At 65.2% G+C, this 23,701-nt stretch carries 18 protein-coding genes and 1 pseudogene; 15 read left to right on the plus strand and 4 right to left on the minus strand.

Annotation, left to right across the window (positions count from 1 at the left end; translation table 11 throughout):
- Positions 1–165: 165 nt before the first annotated feature.
- Together DB459_RS21000 and xth are read right to left on the minus strand one after the other, a co-directional pair.
- Positions 166–2,463 carry a CRISPR-associated endonuclease Cas3'' gene (locus DB459_RS21000; RefSeq protein WP_253707379.1) on the minus strand — a complete coding sequence of 766 codons (2,298 nt, stop codon included), beginning with the start codon at positions 2,461–2,463 and terminating at the stop codon, positions 166–168.
- Positions 2,464–2,649: 186 nt separating this feature from the next.
- Positions 2,650–3,444, minus strand: coding sequence for an exodeoxyribonuclease III (gene xth, locus DB459_RS21005; protein ID WP_253707382.1), 795 nt, complete (start codon positions 3,442–3,444; stop codon positions 2,650–2,652).
- 406 nt (positions 3,445–3,850) lie between these two features.
- On the opposite strand from xth, the gene DB459_RS21010 reads away from it, so the two are divergent.
- Both DB459_RS21010 and DB459_RS21015 read left to right on the plus strand, forming a co-directional pair.
- A complete protein-coding gene (locus tag DB459_RS21010; protein WP_253707384.1) occupies positions 3,851–4,270 on the plus strand; it encodes a carboxymuconolactone decarboxylase family protein in 420 nt (139 codons plus the stop codon).
- Positions 4,267–5,094 carry a hypothetical protein gene (locus DB459_RS21015; protein WP_253707386.1) on the plus strand — a complete coding sequence of 276 codons (828 nt, stop codon included), beginning with the start codon at positions 4,267–4,269 and terminating at the stop codon, positions 5,092–5,094. The genes DB459_RS21010 and DB459_RS21015 overlap by 4 nt, the downstream gene beginning before the upstream one ends.
- 113 nt (positions 5,095–5,207) lie before the next feature.
- Here the strand turns inward: DB459_RS21015 and erpA are convergent, their stop codons facing one another.
- Positions 5,208–5,537, minus strand: coding sequence for an iron-sulfur cluster insertion protein ErpA (erpA, locus tag DB459_RS21020; protein WP_371926794.1), 330 nt, complete (start codon positions 5,535–5,537; stop codon positions 5,208–5,210).
- A gap of 174 nt (positions 5,538–5,711) precedes the next feature.
- Between erpA and DB459_RS21025 the strand changes: the two genes are divergently transcribed.
- The 10 genes from DB459_RS21025 to DB459_RS21070 all read left to right on the plus strand — a co-directional run bounded on the left by DB459_RS21025 (position 5,712) and on the right by DB459_RS21070 (position 17,197).
- On the plus strand, positions 5,712–6,917 hold the full coding sequence (locus tag DB459_RS21025) for a deoxyguanosinetriphosphate triphosphohydrolase (RefSeq protein ID WP_253707390.1): 1,206 nt from the start codon (positions 5,712–5,714) through the stop codon (positions 6,915–6,917).
- Positions 6,918–6,969: 52 nt separating this feature from the next.
- Positions 6,970–8,763 (plus strand): arginine--tRNA ligase, encoded by a 1,794-nt coding sequence (gene argS / locus DB459_RS21030; RefSeq protein WP_253707393.1) that lies wholly within the window; start codon positions 6,970–6,972, stop codon positions 8,761–8,763.
- 267 nt (positions 8,764–9,030) lie between these two features.
- Complete coding sequence (locus tag DB459_RS21035) at positions 9,031–10,551, plus strand: SPOR domain-containing protein (RefSeq protein WP_253707395.1); 1,521 nt, start codon at positions 9,031–9,033, stop codon at positions 10,549–10,551.
- Positions 10,552–10,598: 47 nt separating this feature from the next.
- On the plus strand, positions 10,599–11,627 hold the full coding sequence (gene nagZ, locus DB459_RS21040) for a beta-N-acetylhexosaminidase (RefSeq protein ID WP_253707397.1): 1,029 nt from the start codon (positions 10,599–10,601) through the stop codon (positions 11,625–11,627).
- Positions 11,624–12,457, plus strand: a complete 834-nt coding sequence (locus DB459_RS21045; protein ID WP_253707399.1) for a ScpA family protein — start codon at positions 11,624–11,626, stop codon at positions 12,455–12,457. Before nagZ ends, DB459_RS21045 begins: the two co-directional genes overlap by 4 nt.
- A 21-nt stretch (positions 12,458–12,478) precedes the next feature.
- Positions 12,479–13,636, plus strand: coding sequence for an SMC-Scp complex subunit ScpB (gene scpB, locus DB459_RS21050; RefSeq protein WP_253707401.1), 1,158 nt, complete (start codon positions 12,479–12,481; stop codon positions 13,634–13,636).
- 152 nt (positions 13,637–13,788) lie between these two features.
- Positions 13,789–14,019 carry a twin-arginine translocase TatA/TatE family subunit gene (locus tag DB459_RS21055; RefSeq protein ID WP_253707404.1) on the plus strand — a complete coding sequence of 77 codons (231 nt, stop codon included), beginning with the start codon at positions 13,789–13,791 and terminating at the stop codon, positions 14,017–14,019.
- A gap of 112 nt (positions 14,020–14,131) precedes the next feature.
- Positions 14,132–14,563, plus strand: a complete 432-nt coding sequence (tatB, locus tag DB459_RS21060) for a Sec-independent protein translocase protein TatB (RefSeq protein ID WP_253707406.1) — start codon at positions 14,132–14,134, stop codon at positions 14,561–14,563.
- Positions 14,560–15,369, plus strand: coding sequence for a twin-arginine translocase subunit TatC (gene tatC / locus DB459_RS21065; protein ID WP_253707408.1), 810 nt, complete (start codon positions 14,560–14,562; stop codon positions 15,367–15,369). Before tatB ends, tatC begins: the two co-directional genes overlap by 4 nt.
- 460 nt (positions 15,370–15,829) lie before the next feature.
- Positions 15,830–17,197: an IS1182 family transposase gene (locus tag DB459_RS21070; protein ID WP_253707410.1), complete on the plus strand. Its 1,368-nt coding sequence runs from the start codon at positions 15,830–15,832 to the stop codon at positions 17,195–17,197.
- Between the two features lie 441 nt (positions 17,198–17,638).
- Here the strand turns inward: DB459_RS21070 and DB459_RS21075 are convergent.
- Positions 17,639–18,721, minus strand: a pseudogene (locus DB459_RS21075) (IS630 family transposase).
- A gap of 484 nt (positions 18,722–19,205) precedes the next feature.
- Between DB459_RS21075 and DB459_RS21080 the strand changes: the two are divergent.
- From DB459_RS21080 to DB459_RS21090, 3 genes are all read left to right on the plus strand, one after another.
- Positions 19,206–19,838 (plus strand): invasion associated locus B family protein, encoded by a 633-nt coding sequence (locus DB459_RS21080; RefSeq protein WP_253707412.1) that lies wholly within the window; start codon positions 19,206–19,208, stop codon positions 19,836–19,838.
- Positions 19,835–21,841: a filamentous hemagglutinin N-terminal domain-containing protein gene (locus DB459_RS21085; protein ID WP_253707414.1), complete on the plus strand. Its 2,007-nt coding sequence runs from the start codon at positions 19,835–19,837 to the stop codon at positions 21,839–21,841. The genes DB459_RS21080 and DB459_RS21085 overlap by 4 nt, the downstream gene beginning before the upstream one ends.
- 101 nt (positions 21,842–21,942) lie before the next feature.
- Positions 21,943–23,697, plus strand: coding sequence for a ShlB/FhaC/HecB family hemolysin secretion/activation protein (locus DB459_RS21090; protein WP_253707416.1), 1,755 nt, complete (start codon positions 21,943–21,945; stop codon positions 23,695–23,697).
- Positions 23,698–23,701: the final 4 nt, after the last annotated feature.

Below are 23,701 nucleotides of genomic sequence, written 5' to 3' on the forward strand. Positions count from 1 at the left end.
ATCCGTTTAACGGCTGAGTGAGGTAGGCGGCCACCTTGATCAAGACGGCTAAGACGAACGCGGGCAGATCGGCGACCCCGCTCTCTGGTCCAGGTGCTTCATGGGCCAGTTCGCATTCTCAATAAGAAAATGTGCTGGATATGTTAGCTTCCATTTACGTAAACTTCAGATAATTAGCTCTGACAGGGCCAAGACGTCAGCTTCTTCCCAAAGAAGTCCGGTTTCTCGCGTGTAGAATCGCTCCCTTCTGAGTTCGACGAACTGGTCCCCGTACCCCGGGATCAATTCCGCATGACCATTGTCGATCAGCTTGCGGCGCCATGCGGGGGGCACCTGGACGATGAACCTCTGCAGTTTCCTCGCGGCGGCCCCGGCCATGATCGTGCCGGCCTGCAGGCGGCCTATGATCACGCGCGGCTCGTCCTCGATCGCCACGATGACGGGCTCCATGCCGCTTTCGATCAGGTGGAAGCCTTCGGCGACGGCGCGATAGGGAAAGTCGAGCACGTCCTTGCCCACCAGAAAGGCGTCGAGGACAGACATCTTTTCGGTCGAGCCGCCGGTGCCGCGCGTCGTGATCTGGTCGAGACGCTTCTCGCCTTTTTGCCAATAGACCTCGTTGAAGTACCGCTGGATCGCTTCTGGCGAGAGCAGGTCGTCGTGATGTGGAATGACGCGCTGCATCGCCTCGATGAACGGCCTGAATTCCGGCGGTGGCTTGGCGGCGGCCGGCCTGAACACCTTGACGACGCTATCGGGGACCGGACGTCGGCCTTCGCGGTTGCAGCGACCGGCGGCCTGGGCGATCTGGTCGAGCCCGGCCTCCGCACGCCAGACCCGCGGGAAGTCGAGATCGACACCGGCCTCGACCAGGGAGGTGGCGACGACCCGGCACGGGCGAGCCGCTCTCAGATCGTCACGGATCGAGGCCAGGATGCGACGGCGGTCAGCGGCCGTCTGGCGGGTAGAGAGGTGGACGAGGCCGGTCAGCTCCGCGGCCTTGGCCGCCCGGTACAGGTCCAGGGCGTGCTGGCGGCTATTGACGATCACGAGCGCCTGCTCAACGGCTGCGATCTCAGCCACAAGGTCGGCGTCAGCCAGTGGCTCGCTGCGGACGTCGAGGGTGACTCGTCTGAGCTCTCGTGCAAGACCAGCCGGATCTGGTGCCAGCTCCGAATCCTGCGACAGTTCGAATCCGCCCTTGAAGCGTGGCGCGGCGAGCGCCGGCTGCGTCGCGGTACAGAGTACGACGCTGCATCCGTGATTGCGCGCGAGTTCGTCTAGCGCTGCGACGCAGGGACGCAGAACCGGCAAGGGGATGGTCTGCGCTTCGTCGAGAATGATCACTGCGTTGACGAGGTTGTGGAGTTTGCGGCAACGCGATGGGCGGTTCGCGAACAGGCTTTCGAACAATTGCACATTGGTGGTGACGATGATTGGCGCGGCCCAATCTTCCATGGCCAGCCGCATCTTCGCGCCCATGTCACGCTCGCCTTCAAGATCGGGCGACCTGCGATCTTGACGTTCCTCCTCGATCGCAGAGTGATGCTCCAGTACGTGCTCCTCTCCGAGCACCTTGCGGAAAATCGCCGCGGTCTGATCGATGATCGATGTGAAGGGGATGCCGTAGACGATCCGGTCCATCCCGTGCGCCTTGGCGTGATCGAGCGCGAAGCCGAGAGAGGTGAGGGTCTTGCCGCCGCCGGTCGGCACGTTCAGCGTGAATATTCCACGCGGTCGAGCGGCCTTGGCTCTCGCATGGGCGAGTATTTCGGTGCGCCGGTGACCGAGCGGGCTATCGCTCGTGGTGGCCGCCATATCGGCCATGTAGCTGTCGAAACGGGCGGTCAGCGTGTCGATGATCGCGGGCAGCACGGGCCAGTCGCGATCGGCGCTGTGTCCTACGGCATTAAGATAGAACGTCTCGGTGTCGCGGTAGTCAGCATCGACGAGGCACGAGAACAACATGCGCCCCAGCAGCGCGAGCTGGAAGCCCCTTCGGCCAATGTCAGGGTGTCTTTTGAAAAACTGGGGGAAGAGACCGCCGGCTTCGGGCGAAAGTTCGTCGAGCCAGGTCGGATCGAGTTCGGGGAGCTCCTTACGGAGGCGTTCGGACAGTGCACGGTCCCCGCTCCAGTTGGACAGGCCGGCGTGATGGCCGGCAATGCAATAAGCCCCGATCAATGCCGCAAAGCGATCAGATCCGGTTGCGGCCGCCAGCTCCCGGATGGCGCGGGCACCAGCGGTGGCATGGTCTGGGCTCGGCCCCCGGCCGCCGATGTAGTCCTGAAACTCGTTTGTGTATTTCCCGAGATCATGGAGCAACCCAATCATGGCGCCCAGACGCCCCGCTCCAAACTTTTCCGCCCGCAACGAAGTCAGTTGCGAAACGGCCTTAAGATGGGCCGCCAGCGGCTGCCATGTATCTCGATACCGGCCTTCAAGCGAGTGGGCGAAAAACATGTGATCTTGAGTATCATCCGACGTTCGGCTGGAAAGTTGGATGTTGTCTGAAGCGCGGCGTCAATGGAATTGTCGATGGTGGCAGCAGGTGCGACAGACTAGACAACGCGATGCGCTGGATCTGACGCTCCGACCTGCGATGCAGCGAACCTGAACGCCCGGGGGGCTGCGCGATGGCTTGGCCTGTTACCCCCGCGCCTCCAGATCCAGATCGATCCACACCGGGACGTGGTCCGAAGGCTTCTCCCAGCTTCGCACGTGACGGTCGATGCCGGCGGCGAGCAGGTGGTCGCTGGCCTGCGGCGAGAGCAGCATGTGGTCGATGCGGATGCCGTTGTTCTTCTGCCAGGCGCCGGCCTGGTAGTCCCAGAAGGTGTATTGCGCCGGCGCGTCGGTCACCGCCCGCAGCGCGTCGGTGAGGCCGAGGTCGATCAGCGCCTGGAAGCGCTCGCGGGTCGCCGGCAGGAACAGGGCGTCGCCGGCCCAGGCCGCCGGGTTGTGGACGTCCGCCGGTGCCGGGATGACGTTGAAGTCGCCGGCCAGGATGAAGCGCTCCTCGGCGGTCAAGCGTTCCTTGGCGTAATCGAGAAGCCGCGACATCCATTTCAGCTTGTAGGGATATTTCTCGGTGCCCGGCGGGTTGCCGTTGGGCAGATAAAGGCAGGCGACGCGCAGCGCCGCGCCCTTGACCGAGACGAGGCCTTCCAGGAAGCGGGCGTGGACGTCGTCAGGATCGCCGGCAAGGCCGGGCCGGGTCTCGTCGAACGGCAGCCGCGACAGCAGCGCGACGCCGTTGAAGGTCTTCTGGCCGTGGGTGACGACGTTGTAGCCCAGCGCCTCGATCGGCTCGCGGGGAAAGGCCTCGTCGAGGCACTTGATCTCCTGCAGGCAGACGATGTCCGGGGAGGTCTCCTTCAGCCAGGCGAGGAGATGGTCGAGCCGCTGGCGGATCGAATTGACGTTCCAGGTCGCTATGCGCATTCTATTCTTGGCGGTTCATCGAGCTTCGGATGCTATCTCAGGGATAAGCGGTAGGTTCACAGCTTATCACCTGGATTGGTCGAATGTTACCCGACATTCCGCGCGGAACAGGACCGCATTCAAACAGGTGTCTCGGATGGCCGCGGCTGTTCCGAAGGGCATCGCCTCCGCCTGGATTGCGCTGATCTCGCATCGCAGAATGCCTCTTGACTGAGAGTGCGCTCGAACTCGTAACTTCCTCTGCGTCGTGATGAGAAACAGGCGCCGATGAATGATCGGCGGACTGGCGCGGCGTTCGGGGCTCTGCCGCCGGTGCGGGCCCGGGTCGACGAACTGAACGCCTGCCTTCTCGTCCTCGACACCAAGATCGGCGGTTACGCCGCAACGAAACAGAGGATGAAAGACGATGACGCAGCACTTCCAGGTCGACGGCGAAAGCCGGTTGGAGCGCGGCCGGCGCGCGCTCGCCGAGATCGACGGCGAGGCCGGCCACAAGGTGGTGGCGGCGCTCGCCGATATCGCGCCCGACTTCGCCACCTATGTGTTCGAATTCTCGTTCGGCGACATCTATTCGCGCCCCGGGCTCGATCTGCGCTCGCGCGAGATCGCGACCATCGCGGCGCTCGCCGCCATGGGCAATGCCGCGCCTCAGCTCAAGGTCCATATCGAGGCCGGGCTGAACGTCGGGCTCACCCGTGAGGAGATCGTCGAGATCCTGATCCAGATGGCCGTCTATGCCGGGTTTCCGGCCGCGCTCAACGGCCTGTTCGCGGCCAAGGAGGTGTTCGCGCAGCGCCCCTCGCAAGGGCAGGAGGGCGCGGCATGAGGCTCCACCGCCGCGGCTTGCTCCGTCAGGCCGCCGTGCTGCCGATCGCGGCGGCCGCCGGCGCGTTGCCGCGCCCGGCGCTCGCCGGGCCAAGCATTCCGACAAAGCTCTGGGATGGCTTCAGCGCGCCGGTTGGCATGGCCTTCGACGGGGCCGGTAACCTCTATGTCGCGGAGTGGAGCGCCGGCCGCGTCTCGCGGGTGGCACCGGACGGCCGCCGCGCGACCTTCGCGGACGGACTGTCCGGTCCGGCCGGCCTCGCGGTCGGTCCCGATGGTGCGATCTACGTCGGGTCCTATTCGCGGGACGAGGTCTACCGCCTCACGCCGGACGGCCGGCGTGAGGTGTATGTCACGGGATTGGCGACGCCCGCCGGCATCGGCTTCGACCGATCGCGGCGCCTGCTGATCGCCAATCGCAGGACCAACCAGATTTTGGCGGTCACCGGGCCGAACCGGTTCGAGGCGATCATCGGCGGTCTCAACACGCCTGTCGGCGTGGTTCAGACGGCGGATGGCGGTCATGTCGTCGCCAACATCGCCGGTGGCGTGACGATTATCCGGCCGGATGGCAGCCGGATCGAGGCAGGCCAGGATTTTCGCGCGCCCGGTGCCGGAATGGCGCAGACCCCCGATGGCCGCGTCTTCGTCGCGGACTACGGCGGGACGACGGTTCGCGAAATCCTGATGAGTGGCGGCTCGCGGGCTGTCGCGGACGGTTTGTCGAGCCCGGTCGGACTCGTGCTGGCACCTGACGGCAAGTCGCTGCTGACGGCGACGTGGGGAGACGGAGCGATCTACCGGATTTCGATCGTGGGCGGATAGACGCCGTGTCTCATGGCCGCGACACGGCGTACTGGGCCCTCCGCGTTCGCGGAGGGCGACGGTGAGTGGGTGGGGCGGCGCGCTCGCACGTCCGCCAGGGCAGCCAGGAGCGCTCAGACCGAAAAGCTGGTGCCGCAGCCGCAGGACGCCGTGGCATTGGGATTGTTGATGCGGAAGGAGGCGCCGATCAGATCGTCGACGAAATCGACCTCCGCGCCTGACAGGAAGCCGACCGAGGTCGGGTCGACCAGCACCACGGCGTCGTCCCGCGCGATCACCATGTCGTCGGCGGCGCGGTCCCGGGCGACGTCGAACTTGTACTGGAAGCCGGAACAGCCGCCGCCCTCGACGCTGATGCGCAGCATGGCGCCGGCGCCCTCGGCCTTGAGGATCTCGGCGATGCGCTTTGCTGCGCGTTCGGACAGGCTTACGCTCGCGCCCACGGCAGGCCTCCGGTCTGGTCCAACATCCATCATCTCCGCGATATAGTCCTCGAACCGGGGAATCGCCCGGGCCGTCCGGATGGGCGGTTCCGGCCGGGTTTGAATCCCTTCCCAACCATAGTTAAGTGCGCCGGGACCCGGAATCAAATTTCATCACTCCTATAGGGGACAGCTTTGTCGGTTGGAATGGCAGCGCCCCGGGCAGCGTATGGCTGCGATTCGGACAACAGTCGGGGCCGGCTCCATCCCGAGCCGCCGAGCCGCACCCGCAGCCCGTTTCGCCGGGATTGCGACCGGGTGATCCATTCCACCGCCTTCCGGCGGCTCAAGCACAAGACCCAGGTCTTCGTCTTCCACGAAGGCGATCACTTCCGCACCCGCCTGACCCATTCGCTGGAGGTCGCCCAGATCGCCCGGGCATTGGCGCGCCAGCTCGGCGTCGACGAGGACCTGACCGAAGCCCTGGCGCTGGCCCATGACCTCGGCCATCCGCCCTTCGGCCATGCCGGCGAACGGGCCCTCGATGCCTGCCTGGACGACTTCGGCGGCTTCGACCACAACGCCCAGGCGCTTCGGGTGGTGACCCAGCTCGAGCATCGTTACCCGGATTTCGACGGTCTCAACCTGAGCTGGGAAGCGCTCGAGGGCATCGTCAAGCACAATGGCCCGCTGCGCCGGCCCAGTGGCGCCCCGGCGCTGCATTACGGCAAGCACGGCGTTCCGGCCGACATCGTCAGCTATGACGCCGTGCATGATCTGGAGCTGTCGACGTTTGCCTCGCTCGAGGCCCAGATCGCCGCGGTTTCCGACGATATCGCCTACAACGCCCACGACATCGACGATGGCTTGCGCGCGGGCCTGTTCGAGGTCGAGGACCTGCGCGCCATTCCGCTTGCGGCGGCCATCATCGACGACATCGCGGCGCGCTATCCCGGGCTCGATCCGGTGCGCAGGGGCGCCGAACTCGTTCGTGAGCTGATCTCACACCAGATCGAGGCGGTGATGGCCGAGACGCGGCGGCGGCTCGCGGCGGCGACCCCGGCCTCCCCGGAGGCCGTTCGCCGCCAGCAGGGGAGCCTCGCCGGGCTGGACGGCGAGGCCGCCCAGGCCGATGCCCAGATCAAGGCATTCCTGTTCCAGCGCATGTACCGCCACCCGCGGGTAGCGCGGATCATGGGCGACGCCGAGGATATCGTCTGCGAATTGTTCGACCGCTACCGGCGCTCACCCGACGACCTGCCGGCGGAATGGTCGCTGCCGGAGCGGGCGGGGGATGACGAGCGGGCGCGCAAGATCGCTGATTTTATCGCCGGAATGACCGACCGTTACGCCTTGATCGAGCATGGCCGGCTCTTTGACTCGACCCCCGATTTGCGTTAGGCGGCCGGCTCAAGGGCCGGTCCGCGGCCTCCCTCGTTTTTCAAGCGCAGCCATGGCCAGTCCTTCGCCCCATCCGCATCTTTTCGCCGACGTCCTGGCGCGCGTGCGCGCCGCCTGCGAGGCGCTCGCCACCGAGGGCGCGCTGCCCGGCGGCCTCGACCTGTCGCGAATCGTCGTCGAGCCGCCCAAGGACGCCTCCCACGGCGACATGGCGACCAATGTCGCCATGGTGCTGGCGCGCGACGCCGGCAGGAAGCCGCGCGATCTCGCCGAACTGGTCGCCGCGCGGTTGCGGCAGGATCCGCTGGTGACGCGCGTCGATATCGCCGGTCCCGGCTTCATCAACCTGACCCTGGCCAACAGCGCCTGGACCGGCGCGCTGCGCGCGATCCTGACTGCCGGCGCGGAGTTCGGCCACAGCACCGTGGGCGGCGGCGAGAAGGTCGACGTCGAATACGTCTCGGCGAATCCGACCGGGCCGATGCATGTCGGCCATTGCCGCGGCGCCGTGTTCGGCGATGCGCTGGCCAGCCTGCTCGCCTTCGCCGGCTATGACGTGGTGCGGGAATACTACATCAACGATGCCGGCGCCCAGGTCGTCGTGCTCGCGCGCTCGGCCTTCCTGCGCTATCGCGAGGCGCTCGGCGAGAGCATCGGCGAAATCCCCGAAGGGCTCTATCCCGGCGACTACCTCAAGCCGGTGGGCGCCGCGCTCGTCGCCGAATTCGGCGACGGCCTGCGCGCGCTGCCCGAGGCCGAGTGGCTGCCCAAGGTGCGCGAGCGCGCCATCGCCATGATGATGGCGGAGATCCGCAAGGATCTCGCCGCGCTCAATGTCCGGCACGACGTGTTCTTTTCAGAGCGTTCGCTGATCGAGGGGGGAGTCGACCGGGTCGGTGCCACCATCGCGGCGCTGCGCGCCAAGGGCGATGTCTATGAGGGGCGGCTGGCGCCGCCGAAGGGCGCGCCCGTCGAGGACTACGAAGACCGTGAACAGACCCTGTTCCGCGCCACCGCTTTCGGTGACGACGTCGATCGGCCGCTGAAGAAGTCGGACGGGTCCTACACCTATTTCGCCTCGGATATCGCCTATCACCAGACCAAGTTCGAGCGTGGCTTCGCCAACATGGTCGACGTCTGGGGCGCCGATCACGGCGGCTATATCAAGCGGGTGCAGGCGGCGATCGCCGCGGTGACCGACGGCAAGGGCACGCTCGACGTCAAGATCGTGCAATTGGTGCGGCTGCTGCGCAACGGCGAGCCGGTGAAGATGTCGAAGCGGGCGGGGGACTTCGTCACCCTGCGCGACGTGGTCGACGAGGTCGGCTGCGACGCGGTCCGCTTCATGATGCTGTTCCGCAAGAACGACGCGCTGCTCGACTTCGACCTTTCCAAGGTGATCGAGCAGTCCAAGGACAATGCCGTCTTCTATGTCCAGTACGGCCATGCCCGTGGCCATTCGGTGTTCCGCAACGCGCGCGAGGCCTTTCCCGACCTGCCGCAGGATGCCGAGCGCTGGACCGAGTTGCTGAAGGGCGCGGATCTGTCCCGCCTTGACGATGCCACCGAATTGTCGCTGATGCGCCGGCTCGCGCTCTATCCGCGCGTGGTCGAGGCCGCGGCGCTGGCCCATGAGCCGCACCGCATCGCCTTCTACCTCTACGACCTCGCCAGCGAGTTCCATGCGTTATGGACCCGTGGACGGGACATGCCTCATTTACGCTTCATTATAACTAATGATGCACAAATTACCGTAGCACGGCTGGCGCTGGTTCAGAGCGTCGTTTCGGTACTCGCGTCCGGTCTTGCTGTGCTCGGCGTCAGCGCGCCGTCCGAGATGCGCTGAAGGGTGTGGTGGATTTGACGTTCGTTTTGTTGCAGCAAGTCCAACAGGCGAGCGTTGAGCCCGAGGCCACGCTGGAATCATAATCGTGCCTGGTGCCCTTCGTTTTCAACGTTCGCAAACGAGATCGCTGCAAGCGGATACGAACGTTGGATATGGGACACCAGGGGTATCTGCGCCGGTCACGTGGGGCTGTGATGGCGAGCAGCGGCAGTCGGTCCGATCGGGGGTGACGACCGGCGCTTTTCCCGAAGGGGACGCAACATCACCATGGCAGAACGTTACCAGGGCAGGACCTACCGCACCGATGACGAGGTGCATGGTCGTCCGACACATCCATCCCAATCGAGCGCGAGTGAAGGCGATCCGCTGGCCGAGCTCGCGCGGCTGATCGGCCAGGCCGATCCGTTCGCCGTCTCCCGCGAGCAGCCGGGTCGCGGCCCGGTCTCCCGTCAGGCTGCTGCGCCCGCACCAGGCCAGGGGCATTACCAGGCCGAGGAGGCCGGGGACGAGGACGCGCCGCCGCCGCCGTCGTGGATGCAGCGGGCCAATCAGCGCAGGCCCGTTCAGCCGCCGGCTGCGCCGTCCTATCCGGACGAAACCCATCATCTCGCCGGCGAGGCCGATGCCGGGCACGGTGCCGGCGCGCAGGATTACGCAGGGCAGGGCCACGATGCCCGAGCTTACGATGCCCAGTCCTACGACGCCCATGCCGAAGCCGAATATCAGGCCCAATATCAGGACCGCGGCGCCGCCGCCTATCATGAGGGGGCCGATCCGTCGCGCTACGACGAGGCTCTGTACGGGCAGGCCGAGGGCGAGCAGCACGACAGCCAGCTTCAATTGCCACCCTATCCGGACAGCGGCTACGATCATCCCTCCGCCTATGGCGAGGCGTATGGCGCGGCCTACGAGGAAGACGAGCCGCGGCAGCCTCGGCGTGGCGGCATGGTCACCGTCGTCGCCGTGGTGGCGCTAGCCTTTGTCGGTACGGCAGGCGCCTATGCCTACCGCACCTTTACAGGCTCGCCGCGTAGCGGCGAGGCGCCGATCATCAAGGCCGACCCCGGTCCGACCAAGGTCGTGCCGCAGAGTCAATCGGCGGACAATTCCGGCAAGGCGATCCAGGATCGTGTCGGCGGCGGAGCGGGCGGCGAGCGCATGGTGTCGCGCGAAGAGCAGCCGGTCGACGTCAATTCGGCCCGCTCCGGACCGCGCGTCGTTTTCCCGCCGTTGACCGCAAATCCCAATCCGGCCGTGGTCAATCCGACGACAATGCCGACGGCGCGCCAGTCGGCGATGAACAGCCAGGCCAGCGGCGACGAGCCGCGCAAGGTGCGCACCTTGAGCATCCGTCCCGATCAGCCGGACGCCGCCCCGTCGGGGGCCAAGCCGGCCGCAGCGGCGCCCCGGGCCGCAACTGCCCCTGCTGCTGCTCCTGCTTCTGGCGGTGCCGCCAATACGCCGATGTCGCTGTCTCCCCAGGCGCCGACCCGGATGGCTTCGACCGCGCCGACGGCAACCCCGCAGGCGGCGACCAGCGGCGGCTATCTGGTCCAGATCTCGTCCCAGCGCTCCCAGGCGGACGCCCAGGCGTCCTATCGCGCCCTGCAGAATAAGTTCCCGAGCGTGCTCGGCTCGCGTCAGGCGCTGATCAAGCGGGCGGATCTCGGCGAGAAGGGGATCTATTACCGCGCCATGGTGGGGCCGTTCGGCAGTCCGGAAGAGGCCTCCCAGTTCTGCGGGAGCCTGAAAAGCGCCGGCGGCCAGTGCGTCGTCCAAAGGAATTAATCGCGGTTTCCTTGACCCTGCAGGTAAACGCGGGCTAATCGCCCGAAATGAGCCCGCGTGCCTTCATTACTGGCGTCTCCGGCCTCGTCCTCACGCAGGACGAGCGCTCGTTTTTGCGCGCCACCCGCCCCTGGGGCTTCATTCTCTTCAAGCGGAACATCGACAATCCGTCGCAAGTTATTGAACTTGTGCGTCAAATGCGAGATTGCGTCGGCGCGCCTGACGCCCCCGTCCTGATCGACCAGGAAGGCGGGCGGGTCCAGCGCCTCGGGCCGCCGCATTGGCCGCGCTATCCCGCCGGTGCCGTTTTTGCCGCGCTTTACCGGCGGGCGCCGGCGTCCGGCCTGCGCGCCGCCTTCCTTTCCAGCCGCCTGATCGCCGCCGATCTTCACGATCTCGGCATCACGGTGGACTGTCTGCCGCTCGCCGACGTGCCGATCGCCGGCGCCGATGCCGTCATTGGCGACCGGGCCTACGGTACGGCGCCCGGCCAGGTCGCGGCCGTTGCCCGTGCCGTGACGGAAGGGCTGGCTGAGGGCGGGGTTCTGCCGGTGCTGAAGCACATTCCGGGACACGGCCGGGCCACCGCCGATTCCCACCTGCGGTTGCCGGTGGTCGACGCGCCGCTGGAGGAGCTCGATCGCACCGACTTCGCCGCTTTCCGGGCGCTGGCGGACCTGCCGATGGCGATGACCGCACATGTTGTGTTTAGCGCCCTGGATGCCGCCCAGCCGGCGACGACATCTGCGACAATGATTGACAAGGTGATTCGCAGCTCGATCGGGTTCCAGGGTTTGTTGATGAGTGACGACGTCTCGATGAATGCCCTGCAGGGGTCGATCGCCGAGCGTAGCAGGGCCGCACTTTCAGCGGGTTGCGACGTTATCCTTCACTGCAATGGCAAGCTGGAAGAGATGGCCGTCGTGGCCGTCGAGGCGCCGCCGCTGGCCGGCGCGGCCTTGCGCCGGGCCGAGCGCGCGCTGGCGGCGCGGCGGGCACCGCTGCCATTCGATCGCGCCGCCGGACGGAGCGAGCTCGACGACCTTCTGGCCGGCCTGGACGGAGCGAACGCATGAGCGCGGAAATTCTCTCGTTCGAGACCGGCCTGCCGGCGCCCCCGGCCGAGGACGAACCCGCGCTGGTGGTCGATGTCGAGGGCTACGAGGGTCCGCTCGACCTGCTGCTCGCCCTTGCAAGGCAGCAAAAGGTCGATCTGTCGAAGATCTCGATCCTGGCCCTGGCCGACCAGTACCTCGTCTTCATCGAGGCGGCCCGGAAGATCCGTCTCGAACTCGCCGCCGACTATCTGGTGATGGCGGCCTGGCTCGCCTTCCTCAAGTCGCGTCTCTTGTTGCCCGAACCGGCCACCAACGACGGCGGCCCCTCCGCCGAGGAAATGGCCACGGCGCTCGCCAACCGGCTGCGCCGGCTGGAAGCGATCCGCGAGGCCGCCAACCAGCTTATGACCAGGCCGCAACTGATGCGCGACATCTTTCCGCGCGGCCAGCCGGAGCAGATCGCCGAGGTCAAGCATCCGAAATACACCGCGACGCTGTTCGATCTTCTGTCAGCCTATGCGGCACAGCGCCAGCAGCGGGTGCTGACCACGGTCCACCTCGCCAAGCGAACGGTGTGGTCGCTCGCCGAGGCGCGCGCCACCCTGGAGCGGCTCGTCGGGGTCACCGAGGAATGGTCGAGCCTGGACGAATACCTGCTCACCTTCGTCGCCGATCCGACCCAGCGCGCCACCGTCTTCGCCTCGAGCTTCGCCGCGGCGCTGGAATTGGTGCGCGAGGGCCACGTCGAACTGAATCAGAAAGAAGCGTTCGCGCCGATCTATTTCCGCAAGCGTATTGCAAGGCCGGCCCCCGATGCGGCGCCGGCGCCGGAAGTATCGGCCGAGTAAGTGGAAGAAGGAGACGAAGCCATGGCGAGCCTGGCGGAAAAGCGCATCGTCGAAGTGGTCGACGAGGCGGCGGAGCAGCCGGCCGAGAACACCGGCGCGCGGCCCGAGGAACTGCGGCTCCTCGAGGCGCTCCTGTTCGCTGCTTCCGAACCATTGGATCAGTCGGCGCTGGCCAAGCGCATGCCCGAAGGGGTCGACGTCAAGGACGCTCTGCATCGGCTCCAGGCCGATTACGCCTTGCGCGGCGTCAATCTGGTGCGGATCGGCACCAAATGGTCATTCCGGACCGCAACCGACCTGTCGTGGCTGATGACCCGCGAGAGCACCGAGACCCGGCGGTTGTCCCGGGCGGCCATCGAGGTGCTGGCGATCGTCGCCTATCACCAGCCGGTGACCCGCGCCGAGATCGAGGACATTCGCGGTGTCGTGACCTCCAAGGGCACGCTCGACGTGCTGCTGGAGACCGGCTGGATCCGGCCTCGCGGCCGTCGCAAGACGCCGGGCCGGCCGCTGACCTTCGGCACCACCGAAACCTTCCTGTCGCAGTTCAGCCTCGAGGCGCTGAGCGATTTGCCGGGGCTCGAGGAACTCAAGGGCACCGGTCTGCTCGATTCCCGCCTGCCGTCCGGCTTCAGCGTGCCGGCGCCATCGGATGATCCGGTGTTGCGCGAGGACGAGGATCCGCTCGAACCCGGCGATCTCGATCTGGCGCTGGCGCCGGCGGTCGAGCCGGAATCGCTCGAAGCGCGGCCCGCGACTGAAGCCGAGGCAGAGACTGAGGCCGAGGCTGCGTCGGTCGAGACCGGCGACGCGCCGGCAGGGGACGATGCAGAGCCGGAGGCCGAGGCGGAGCGAGAGACCGACGCGGAGGCCGACACAGAGATCGAGGTCGAGGCAGAGACTGACGACATCGAGGCCGATCTCGCCGAGGCGGTCGCCGAGCTGGTGCTCGGCGACGAGGTCGACGGCGCCGAGCCTGATGCCGACAGCGTGGAACTCGTGACCGAGGTCGAGGTTCTGTTCGCCGAGACCGAGGCCGCCTCCGAGGATGAGGCCGACGATCAGGCCGACGCTGACACCGAGGAAGCTGCCGCGGACGAGGCGGAGGGCGAGCGGCCGGCCGCGGAGGCTGATGCCGAAGACGAGAGCGATCCCGACCATCCGGCCGACAAGGATTGAGGCGGTGGCAATGCGGGACTTCACGCAGGTTAAACTGCCGTTAAGTCCTTGTTTTTGACGCTTGCGGCGCCTAGTTTCGCTGGGAAAAGGGCCGCTGACCGGGCGTGCGCATTGCCCCCGGTACATGTCCAGCGCGTTGAGGAGTTCGCAGCATGGGTTCGTTGAGCATTTGGCACTGGATCGTGGTGATCGCGGTGGTCCTGCTGCTGTTCGGTCGTGGCAAGATTTCGGACCTGATGGGCGACGTCGCCCAGGGCATCAAGGCCTTCAAGAAGGGCATGAAAGACGATGACGTTGCCGACAAGTCCGAGCCGGTGAAGAGCATCGAGAATGCACCGTCGCAGACGGCGCCGCGCACCGACGTCGGCAGCAAGGCGGTCTGATCGCTTTGGCCCGGGCGTCGCTGACCGGGTCCCATCGGCGCGCGGATCAAGCTTGCCTGCTCAAGTTGATGTTCCAACTTCGACTGTCCTCTGACGTTCGGCGTCTCATTCCATGTTCGACATAGGCTGGGGTGAAATGGTGGTGATCGGCGTGGTCGCGCTGGTCGCCATCGGCCCGAAAGAATTGCCCGGCGTTCTGCGCATGGTCGGCCAGTGGGTGGGCAAGGCCCGGCGCATGGCCGCCGAATTCCAGGGCCAGTTCAACGAGGCGATGCGTGAGGCCGAGATGGCCGACCTGAAGAAATCCTTCGACGAGGTGGCGGACGCGGCGCGCGGTGTGTCCAGCGGCAATGTGCTGTCGTCCGTGACCAGGGACGTCGAGGACGCCCTGAGGATCGAGCCGCCGGTGGAGCCGACCACGCCCGAACCGCCGACCCCGCAGACCTTCATCGAGGCCGAAACCCACCAGCAGGAAGCCGCGCCGCAGGCGGAATCGCCTCCGGTGGTGCCGCATGATCCGCCCGAGAGCGGGAAGGGATCATGACCCAGGAAGACATCGAAGCGACCAAGGCGCCCCTGATGGAGCACCTGATCGAGCTGCGCTCGCGGCTGATCAAGGCGCTGCTCGCCTTCGGCGTCGCTTTCATCTTCTGCTTCTTCTTCGCCAAGCAGATCTACAACGTGCTGGTCTGGCCGTTCGTATGGGTCGCCGGGCCGGAGAATTCGAAATTCATCTACACCGCGCTGCTCGAATATTTCCTCACCCAGCTCAAGCTGGCGATGTTCGGCGCCGGCTTCATCTCGTTTCCGGTGATCGCCGCCCAGGTCTACATGTTCGTGGCGCCGGGGCTCTATCGCAACGAGCGCCAGGCCTTTCTGCCCTACCTGATCGCGACCCCGTTCTTTTTCGCGCTGGGTTCGCTGCTGGTCTATTTCGTCGTGCTGCCGATGCTGGTGCGCTTTTCGCTCGGCATGCAGCAGGCCGGCAGCTCGGAGACGGCCCAGATCGCGCTTTTGCCCAAGGTCGGCGAGTATCTCTCGCTGATGATGTCGCTGATCTTCGCCTTCGGCGTCGCTTTTCAGCTACCGGTGGTGCTGACGCTGCTCGGCCGCATCGGCGTCATCACCTCCAAGCAGCTCAAGGAGAAGCGGCGCTATTTCATCGTCGTCGCCTTCATCATCGCCGCGGTGCTGACCCCGCCTGATGTGATCAGCCAGGCTTCGCTGGCGATCCCGCTGCTGCTGCTCTACGAGGGCTCGATCATCGCGGTGCGCATGGTCGAGAAGAAAGCGGCGGCGCAGGCGGTTTCCGGCGCCAGTCCGCCGGCGCCCGGCACGCCGGCGTCGTAACCGATCCTCCACCCCAGCGTTTCGGTCCGCTTCGCCGCGCGAGGTGGCTCTTCACCTCTCCCCGCCCTGAACACCTTTGCGGGGCGAGGTGGTGGCTTGACCGGGCGGCCCAGTAGCCGGGATCGGTGAAAGGGCACGGCCCTGACGCCATGCGCCCTTGCGCCCATTGTGGACTGGGTCCCCCGCTTGAAGGGGGGCGACACAGAGTGCTGCAGGGCAAGCGCCGCGCCTGTGATGCCGGCGATGTGTGAGAATACGAGAGCCGCTTCGCGGGGCGAGGTGGCGCCGCGCAGCGACGCGATGCTGTGTCTTCAACTCTCCCGCCATTTGCGGGCGCCGATTCCCACCGCGCCGTTTGGCGTACAAAGCCCCGAGCCTAGCAGCCTGTCGGACTTAGCGCACTCGTCGAGGATTGGTTAGAATCGAAGCGTTGATTCGGCCTTTCTCAGGGTGGGCGCTGTTGAGCAATTTCCGCACGATTGACCGGCAGACGGGATTTTTGCTTCCGCCCTCGGTCGACGAGTGGCTGCCGGAGCGGCATCTGGCGCGTTTCGTCATGGAGGTGATCGACGGCCTCGATCTTCGGGCGATGTGCGGGGATTATCGGGGCTCCGGCTCGGCGGCGTATCATCCCTCGATGCTGCTTGGACTGCTGGTCTACGGCTACGCGACGGGCGTTTTTTCGAGTCGCAAGCTCGAGCGGGCGAGCTATGACAGCGTGGCGTTCCGCTTCATTGCGGCCAACGAGCATCCCGACCACGACACGATCGCGGCGTTCCGGCGGCGGTTTCTGAGGGAGATCGAAGCGCTGTTCGTTCAGGTGCTTTTGCTGGCGCGCGAGATGGGCGTGCTGAAGATGGGCACGGTGGCGCTGGACGGCACGAAGATCCACGCCAGCGCCAGCCGGCACAGCGCGCTTTCTTACGAGCACGCGGGCAAGATCGAAGCGCAGTTGAAGGCCGAGGTGGCCGAACTGCTGGCCAAGGCCGAGGCGGCGGACACTGCGGACGTTCCCGACGGGATGTCGGTCCCCGAAGAACTGGCGCGGCGCGAGGAGCGCTTGCGGAAAATCGCTGAGGCGCGTGCGAAGATCGAGGCGCGCGCCAAGGAGCGTTACGAGCGCGAGCTTGTGGAGCACGAGGCCAAGCTGGCGGCGCGGGCGGCCAAAACTGCGGAGACGGGCAAGAAGCCGCGCGGCAAGCCGCCGGAGCCGCCGGAGCTGCCGGCCGAGGGACCGCTGCCGAAGGACCAGATCAATCTCACGGACGAGGATTCGCGCATCATGCCGGTGGCCGGCGGCGGCTTCGATCAATGCTACAATGCGCAGGCCGCGGTGGCGGTGGGCAGCATGCTGGTGGTGGCGGCGGACGTGGTTCAGGCACCCAACGACAAGCAGCAGATCGAGCCGACGCTGGACAAGCTCGGGGCCCTGCCTCCGGCGCTGGGCGAGACCGAAGCGCTGCTCGCGGACGCGGGCTATTTCAGCGGCCCGAACGTCGAAGCCTGTGTGAAGGCGGGGGTGGCGCCGGTGATCGCGATGGGTCGCCAACCGCACCATCCGCCTCTGGCTGAACGCTTTGAGAAGACCCCGGAGGCGCCGGCCAATCCGACGCCAGTCGAGGCGATGGCGCATCGGGTGAAGACGGCGGAAGGCCGCAATCTTTACGCTCTGCGCAAACAGACGCCGGAGCCGGTGTTCGGCATCATCAAATCGGTGCTCGGGTTCCGTCAGTTTTCGATGCGCGGCCTGGCAAAGGCGCGCGGCGAGTGGAGCCTCGTGACCATGGCCTGGAACATCAAGCGAATGTTCGCCCTCGCCCCCGCCTGAGGCGGACGCAGCCGGCCGAATGCACCTCGAACCGTCCACGCTATAGCGGTCAGGGCAATCTCACCGCGCCCTCGGCCGGCAATAAAATGAAAACGACCGCACCAGGTTGAAAAACCAAACCCGCCACAAACTCCAAGACCTCAGTCCGACAGGCTGCTAGTGTCCTGTCTCCGAATGACCGCTTCATTTGCCTCACCCTCGCACGGTAATTCGGAGACATCAGGACACTAGCAAAATCAAAAAGCTAGTGTCCTGTTTCCAACGTTCGTATCCCATTGCAGCAGGCGCTCATACGAACGTTGGAAACAAGGGGACACTAGCATCATTATGATTCTAGTGTGGTTTTGGATCTGACGCTCGTTCGAAGAACTCGCTCCAATACTGAAACGAGCGTCAGATCCACCACACTAGTGTCCTGACTCTCAATTGCCTTGCAATAACTCACGCTGCCTCGATTTTGTCGAGGGCGGCGCGGGCGCGGTTGATTTTTTCGAGGATGGCCGCGCCCTCGGCCCTCCACGTGTAGGGCTTCGGGGCGGCATTGCGATCGGAGAGATAGGCTTCGATGTCGCGGACGAGTTAGCCGATGGAAGCGAAGCTGCCCGAGCGTATCACGTCGGCGGTTAAATCAGCGAAGAAGCGTTCGACGAGGTTCATCCAGGACGAAGATGTCGGCGTGAAGTGCGACTTGAAGCGCGGGTGACGGGCGAGCCAAGCCTTGACCTTTGGATGCTTATGCGTGGCATAGTTGTCCTGGATCAGATGGATGTCGAGTTCCTCGGGCGTTTCGCGATTGATCTGTTTCAGGAACCTGAGCCATTCGATGTGAGTGTGACGCGCCTCGGTGCGCGCGATCAACTTGCCTTTCATCGCATCGAGGGCAGCAAACAACGTAATCGTGCCATGCCGGGTGTAATCGTGAGTCATTGTCCGGGGACGCTTCGGGGCAAGCGGCAAGCCAAGTTGAGTGCGTTCCAGAGCCTGGCATTGGCTCTTCTCGTCGCAGCATAACACCAGCGCCTTCGCTGGCGGATCGAGGTAGAGCCCGATCACGTCCCAGAACTTTTTCTCAAACTCCGGATCATTCGAGAGCTTGAACGTCTTTACAATGTGGGGCTTCAAGTCATTCTTTGACCAGATCCGCTGCACAGTACTGTGCGATACTCCGGCATGGCGGCCCATGCTGCGCACGCTCCAACGCTTGCGGTTCTTCGGCGGACGCGTGGCATCGGTGATGACACGCTCGATTTTCTTCTCTGTAATCGAGGGCTTGCGTCCGCGTCCGCCCTTGTCGTCGAGGCCGTCGAGCCCGTGTGCCTCGAACCGGCTGGACCATGTCGACACCGTTGGCATCGATGTATCCATCTGCTCGGCGACGAGCTCGATTTTCACCCCCTCCAGACGCAGCAGAATAATTTTTGCTCGAAAACGATCGCGATGCGCACTGGTCGGAGCATTGGCCCTCCGTTGGAGTTCAGCCCGTGTCTCCGCATCGGCGGTAAGTACCTTGACGGGACGCGCCATCCTCTCAGCTCCTGCTTGCCCGAAGCAACCAAGATTATTTAAACTGATTTGCGAGACGGAACACTAGTGTGGCTTATGTCTCGCAATTGCCTACAGGGGCTTGCCGCAAAGGACATAGGCAATTGCGAGACGCCACACTAGGGCCTGCCCGAGGAAAATTCAGGGCAGGTCATGTTCTCTCCAGTCCAATTTCGAGTCCTTCTAGTTCAAGTATGGCCGAAGTGAATCGGCGTAAGAGGCAACTACGTTTTTGGTAAATGGCGGCGAATCGTAGACATTATACACGTTTAGGTTGAATAATTATTCGGCGAACCTGTGCTCGACGAAGTCTCGTCGCGGGCACGGTCTGCGAGGGGCTCGTCCTCAGCGTGCGGGTGCCGTCGAGATCTCAACACAACATGCTCTTCTGGCGGCCCGTCGGGGACTGAACTCAGCATTGTCGGAGCCTGGAATATTGTTCTTGTCGAGTGGCGGCTGGAGTCGGATGGGAATTCTGCGTGACGGCGCCTGCGGTTTTGCGACCGCCCTCGCTTTGGCGATTGCACCGACGCTTGCGCTTGCGGAGCAATCCGGATCGCCGCCCTCGGGCTCGCCGCTGACGTCTCCTGTTGCCGGTCAGGGCGGGCCCGACATCGTTCGTCATGGGGACTGGGAGCTCATCTGTCGGTCGCCGGCCGTTCGCGCCGACGCAGGGGCGTCTGACAAAGAGACGTCCGTGATGTCCGGCGGTGGTCCGTGCCGGATATCGCAGAGACTGGCGGTTAAGGCATCCGGCGAGACGGTATTCCTGGTCAACGTGCTCGCTGCGAAGCAATCCGGACAGCAAGTCGTCGTCATCTCGACGCCGCTCGGCGGCTACCTCGTGCCGGGCCTTGAACTCCGGATCGACAACGGTCGGCCGGTGCGGGTGCTCTACGAAACCTGCAATTCCTCGGGGTGCCACGGCGGGTTTGCCATGAGCGGTGCAATCCGGGCCGGGTTGCTCGGCGGCAAGCAGCTCAAGGTGCGGATATGGACGACCAAGAGCGAGCCTGTCGATGTCGGCGTTTCGCTCAACGGGTTTGCGGCGGCCGTCAAGGCGATGACCGCGGCGCAATCGGCGGAGGTCGCCCGATGACGTGCGATCGGCGCTCGCAGCTGCTGTTGTCCGCACTGACGGTGGCTCTGACCAGCTTCGCAGCGCATGCCACGGCTTCAGCGCAAGTGGTGCCGAGTGGCACAACCGCAACCAGCGTCACGGCCGGGGCGAATGGGCAGACCAACGTTGCGATCGCTCCGGCGAATGCGAACAGTGTGAGCGTCAACCAATACCAAGCCTTTTCTGTACAGGCGGCGGGCGTCAACCTGATCAATCAAGGCGTCAATGCAACGACAATCATCAATCAGGTAACATCGGCCAACCGGTCGTATCTCTACGGTCCGCTGGCGGTCGTTGGCCCGACGGCGCATGTCGTCGTCGCCAACCCGAATGGCATCACCGTTGATGGGGGCAGCTTCATCAACACGGGGGGTGTCGCACTGTCGGCTGGACCCGTTAATTTTGTCGGTTCCGCGACTGCCACGGGCTATCAGGATACAGTGCTCGGCACCGGCAGCGGCGACATCCAGGTGGTCGGCGCCGGGCTGACTGGTTCGATGACGAGCCTGCAGCTGATCGCGGGCAAGATCAAAATCGACGGCCCGATCGTCAACACTTCGCCCGATCCGAACGCCGACATCAACCTGGTCGCGGGCAATGCGAGCGTGACGCTCAGCTCCTCGGCCATTCCCGGCTCGACGCTCAAGCCGTGGGCGAGCACGTCCGCGAACGGCGGCTCCTCCACCGACATCCTGATCGACGTGACGCCGAACGGGTCGCTGTCGGCGAGCCGCATCAGCATGTTGATTGGCGGCCAGGGGGCGGGGGTCTCGTTTCAAGGGCGAGGCACGGCTTCGATCGGCGAGTTCGCCATCAACGCCAAAGGTCAAGTGAAAATCCTGGGCGGCCAGATCCAGGCCGAGAGGGATGTCAAGATCGCCGCAGCGGAAATCAGCGTGCTCAACGCCGGGACGCGGACGGCCAAGATCGCCTCGATCAGCGGCGGTGTGACTCTTCTGGCCAACGCCGGCGATATCGACATCACCGGCCAGATCACCGGCGTGACGCGCAATGCCGGCGATCCGGCCTCACGTGGTGCGGTTACGCTGGATGCGAGCGGCTCGATCTCGCTGCTGACCGAAAACGCCGGCCAGCTCGCCATCGTGTTCGCGAGCCACGACGATCTTTCGGTGACCGCGGGGGGCGACATCACCAACAATACCGGGCGCCTGTTGTCGAACAACCGCACGTTCGTGAGCGCGGGAGGCACGTTCCGGAACGTGGTGGACGTGGTCGGAGCCGCCAATGGCGGAGAGCCGATCATCACCACGACCGGCCGTCGTTTCTGGTGGTGGCCGTGGCAGGGGCGCACCATTCAGACGGTGACCTACAACGGGGGGTCGCTTCGCGTCCCGGAACAGCTCGCCTATGTGGTCGGAAGCTCCGTCTTCATCAACGCGGCCAACGTGACGAACTCCGGGAGCATCCTCGCTCAGAGTGGCGCCCTCCTGATCGATACCGGGCTGTTCGAAGATATCGGACTCGTCACCGGCACTGCTTCGTTCACGCGCAGCTGTTTCTTCTTCTGCTCGAGCAGCGGGACGTCAAACGTCGCAGCCGCAAGCGTCAACGGCAATCCTGCCGGACTGGTTTCGTCGGCGGGGGCGATGGCCATCAATGCGTCCACGGGAATCGTCAACAACGGGGGCGTTATCCTGTCCGAGGGCAACCTGGCGCTCAATTCGCCGTCGATCGCGGCCGCAAGCGTATTCGCGATGCAGGTCGCAGGGTTTCCCGGAGGCATCTACAACGCGTTCTCCGGCCCGACCTACTTCGTGTACTACGCACCGACCGGCGGGCTGTTCGAAGCGCCCAACGGCAGCATCGATGTGACGACGAGCGCGCCGGTCAAGATCAATGGCGGCGCTCTGCAGGCCGGGACCGGCGTCGACAATCCGGCCGGCACCGACGTCATTGCCGCCGCTCAGCCCAAGAGTGAACTTTACCGCCAGCAGATCGGCCTGTTCCGGGGGCTGTGGTGAAGCTGGCGAACGTTCGGCAGTTCTTGACGCCATTCCGGCGGCGTGAGGGCGATCGAAGCCGTCATAGCTGTGGGATTGTCCGGCCGGTCGTTCTCGTCAGCTTGCTGCTGTTGGCCGGTGCCGCGAAGGCCGACCAACTCACCGTTGCCGCCATCGCCAGCGCCTCGCTGACCATCCCGGCGACCAATTCGCCTCCCGCGATCAAGGGACTTGAGTCGGACCAATGCTTCGACATCGAGGCCATCGTCATTACCGGGCTGGAGATGGTGCCGGTCGAGGAGGTGCGTACAGCCGTTGCACCGCTCGCTTGGCGCTGCATGGGGAACATGCTGGCCAAGGCGGTGATCGGCGCCGTCAACGAGGTGCACGCCGCGCATGGCTTCGTCACGACCCAGGGCTATGTCAGACCTCAGGACATCCGGGGGAGCAGGCGTCTCGTCATCAACGTCATCACCGGCCGTATCGCCCGCATCGTGACCCGTGAACACCGCGACGACGAGACTTTCGGGGCGGCGTTGCGGCGGGCCGGAGAGGCAGGGGGACCATGGGAGCTCGTCTCGGCGGTGTCCGCGATGTGGGGTGGCCTCGCGGCCTGGCCCAACCGCTTCCAGCTGATCGACGGCGAGGATGCACCCGGGCTCAAAACCCGTCTGGCGATGCCGGCCGATCCAGGGGAGCCGCTCAATATCGATCGGATCCAGCAGGGGATCGACCAGCTCAATCGCTCGCCGTCGCACAAGGCCTCGGCCAAGCTCGTCCCAGGAACGGAGCCGGGCACGTCGGACGTCGTTGTCGATCTGCCGGAGACGCGATCGTTCCGGCTGACCACCGGCTACGAGATCAATGGTGGTTCACTCAACGGCCAGAACAGCATCTCGGACCGGGCGCGCATCGATATCGCCAAGGACAATCTTCTCGGCCTGAACGACAGCTGGGCTGCGACCTTCGCCAGCGGCGTTCAGTCGAACGAGTTGCGCGCCTCGGTCGTGGCGCCGGTCCGATGGCTGACGCTGTCAGGGCTCGCCGGCTACAGCGAATATTTCACCATGCTGGCGCCCAACGTGGCGCTGTTCCAGCAGATCGAGACCGCCGGCCTCAATGGTTCATACGTCATCTCGCGCGATCGCTCGCAGCTGACCAGTGTCGATGCCGGCTTCACGGTGCGTCATGTCCTGCGCTTCATCAACCTGTTCGAGCTGGAGCCGCGCAATGTGTCGATCGTCCGGCTCGGCCTGTCCCAGACGCGGTATTTCAAGGATGCGCAGCTGACCTACAGTATCGGCTACAGCAGGGGTCTTGCGATCCTCAGCGCCACGCGCGACGCGCCCGACGCCGATGCGACGACGCCGCGAGCGCAGTTCGACAAGATCGACGTCTCGGCGAGCTACACGCGATTGTTCCCCTCGATCGGAGCGCTCAGGTTCGACCTGGCGGGTCAGTATGCCCGCACGCCGCTGTTTCAGGAGGATGAGCTGGCGCTCGGCTCCATCTCGACGGTCCGCGGCTTTGCCCGGTCACCGGCCTTCGCCGATCGCGGCATCTTTGCCCGAGGAGAATTCACGCCAGTGCTGCCGGTTGCCGCGATTGTGGGCGACCTCGGCAAACAGAGCGCGTTCTACGCCGACGTTCTCAACGCCACCCATCCTTATGTGTTCGTCGACGCAGGCGTGGGGCGCAATGTGGCCAATGCGGAGACGGTCAGCCGCGCCAGCGTCGGGGTTGGGCTGCGCTACAACCTCGGCCGCGTCAATCTCGACTGGTCGCTTGCAAAGCCGCTTGCCTGGAGCGGCGTTTTGCCGGGCTCGCAGGCAGGCGGGCTCGAGACCTACCTCAACATGACGTTTTCACTGTTCTGATCGC

This window comes from Bradyrhizobium sp. WD16 (assembly GCF_024181725.1).
GTDB lineage: Bacteria > Pseudomonadota > Alphaproteobacteria > Rhizobiales > Xanthobacteraceae > Bradyrhizobium_A.